This window comes from Roseovarius sp. A46, from assembly GCF_004126395.1.
Classification (GTDB): domain Bacteria; phylum Pseudomonadota; class Alphaproteobacteria; order Rhodobacterales; family Rhodobacteraceae; genus Roseovarius; species Roseovarius nitratireducens.
Window position 1 is genome coordinate 277 of sequence record NZ_PVWS01000066.1, and the last position, 2295, is coordinate 2571.

A 2295-nucleotide genomic window follows, 5' to 3' on the forward strand; every position below is an offset into this window, starting at 1 on the left:
CAGCCTACAATTTCGCCCGGCGCCTCAAGACCCTCGGTGGCCTCACGCCATACGAATACATCTGCAAGGTCTGGATTTCAGAGCCGGATCGTTTCATCCTCGACCCGATCCAACAGATGCCGGGACTGAACACCTAGGCAAGGCGCAATTCGATCTCGATCTCGGGATAAAGCGCGGCGAAGTCGGCCAAGACCGGGGCCAGCAGGTAATGCGCTGTCATCGGGTCAACTGACACGCGGATGCGCCCCGCAGCCTCTCGGTCGAGCCCCTGCACCGCGTTGAACCCCTTGAGCAAAGCCGCCTCGGCTTCGAGCGCTTGCGGCAGCAGGCGTTGCCCGGGGGCGGTCAGGGACAAGCCGTCGGCGCCCCGCCGGAAGAGCTGGGTGCCGAGCTGCGCCTCCAGCGCCTCGACCTGGCGCCGCAGCGTCGCGTGGGTGCCGCCCAGCTGCTCAGCCGCCGCCCTGAGCGAGCCGTTCCGCGCAACAGCCAAGAAGGCTGGGAGGGACTTCCAATCCATAGATCGACCGGATCGTTTATGAACCGCTGTGGTCCACTTTAGTCACTCCTCGGAGCGAAATAAAACCTCTATTCCTGTCAGCACACCCAGAAACCCCGGAGGTTCCCCCATGACTGCGACGCGCACCGCCTGGCACATCCCGCGCTACGGCCGCCCCGAAATTCTTACACCCGTCACGCTCCCCATGCCGCAGCCCGGGCCGAAAGAGGTTCTGATCCGCATCCATGCCTCTGCCGTGACGCGGGCCGACGGCATGATGCGCAAGGGCGAGCCGCTGTTTGCGCGCCCCTTCCTTGGCCTGCGGCGTCCGCGCAACGGTCTGTCCGGAACGGGCCTCTCGGGCGAGGTGCTCGCGGTTGGCCACGAGGTCAGCCGATTTGCGCCGGGCGATATGGTCTTCGGCGAGGCCGGGATGCGCTTTGGCGCCAATGCCAGCCACATCTGCCTCGACGAGGACGGGGTTCTGATGCCCAAGCCCGACAGCCTGTCGCATGAGGATGCGGCGGTTCTGTGTGACGGCGTGCTGACGTCCTGGCACTTCCTGCGCAATCTCGGAGAGGTCCAGAGCGGCGACCGCGTCCTGATCCTGGGCGGGGCCGGCAGCCTCGGCAGCGCCGCGGTGCAGATCGCCGCCGCCCTGGGCGCAGAGGTGACGGCCACCAGCAGCGCCCGCAACACCAGCTTCGTCGCATCGCTCGGGGCCACCCGCGTGATCGACTACAGCAGTGAAGAGGCCTTGCAGGCCGGTGCCGGCTTTGACGTGATCTTTGACACGCTGGGCGTCGCGTCCTTCTCGGCCGCCAGGCCTGCGCTTGCCGAGGCGGGACGCTACCTCTGCCCGGTCCTGACGTTGAGGCGGTTGCCCGCGATCATGTTTTCGAGCCTTGTTGGCCGAAAACGCGCCCTGTTCGCGGCGGTAGGCCTGGAGAAGCCGCCGCGCCTGCAGGCCATGCTGTCCGAGATCCTGACCCAGATCGACCAAGACCGTCTCACCCCGGTTTTGGACCGGATCTACCCGCTGTCCGACCTCATTGAGGCGCACGCCTACGTCGAAGCAGGGCACAAGCGCGGCAATGTCGTGGTGGTTTGAGAGGCCGCAATACAGTCAGCATCGGAATCACCAATTCATTCGGAGAGATTACCATGAAAATGAATTACTTCGTCGTCGGAACGAACGACATGCGCGCATCCAGGACCTTCTACGACGCTCTTTTCGAAGGCGCGGGGCTCCAGAGCATATCGCCCTCGGAGCGCATGACCTACTGGATAGGAGAGGATTTTGCCTTCGCCGTTGCAAGGCCGTTCGACAAGAAGCCGGCGACCCATGGAAATGGCACGATGGTCGGCTTCTGTGCCCGCGCCAAGGAAGATGTTGAAAGGATGCACGGCCTGGCGCTTGAGCTTGGCGGCACCTGCGAAGGTGCGCCCAATCAGCGTGGGCCGAAATTCTCGGCCTATGTGAGAGACCTCGATGGCAACAAGTTGTGTCTGTCTGATTGAGCATCGCCACACCCTTCGAAGTGGTCTGGACACCATCCCTGCATTGCTTACCCTTGAATAGGCCTGCCTACTGAAATCGCCATTCGATGGTGCCGCAGGCTGACCGCGCCCTGGACAGAAAAGAACATCATGCCCCGACTGAACACTGAACACTGAACGACTACCGGCTGGCGCCGGTAGGATCAGCGATGTGCTGTTCCAGGTACTGAAGTACGATGTCTTCGGTGATGGCACCGTTAGTGGTTGAAAAGTACCCTCGCCCCCAAAACCGGCAGCCC

At 63.3% G+C, this 2295-nt stretch carries 3 protein-coding genes and 1 pseudogene; 3 read left to right on the plus strand and 1 reads right to left on the minus strand.

What is annotated here, in order from left to right:
* A pseudogene (locus C6W92_RS17360) lies at positions 1 to 137 on the plus strand (IS481 family transposase); the annotation flags it as partial.
* On the opposite strand, the gene C6W92_RS17365 reads toward C6W92_RS17360, so the two are convergent.
* Entirely contained in the window at positions 134 to 517 is a 384-nt protein-coding gene (locus C6W92_RS17365; protein WP_277815909.1) for a LysR family transcriptional regulator, read from the minus strand. The pseudogene C6W92_RS17360 and the gene C6W92_RS17365 sit on opposite strands and share 4 nt — an antisense overlap.
* Positions 518 to 626: 109 nt before the next feature.
* Between C6W92_RS17365 and C6W92_RS17370 the strand changes: the two genes are divergently transcribed.
* On the plus strand, positions 627 to 1607 hold the full coding sequence (locus C6W92_RS17370) for an NAD(P)-dependent alcohol dehydrogenase (RefSeq protein WP_129435374.1): 981 nt from the start codon (positions 627 to 629) through the stop codon (positions 1605 to 1607).
* 59 nt (positions 1608 to 1666) lie between these two features.
* On the plus strand, positions 1667 to 2017 hold the full coding sequence (locus tag C6W92_RS17375; protein WP_241691208.1) for a VOC family protein: 351 nt from the start codon (positions 1667 to 1669) through the stop codon (positions 2015 to 2017).
* The last annotated feature ends 278 nt before the right edge of the window (positions 2018 to 2295 follow it).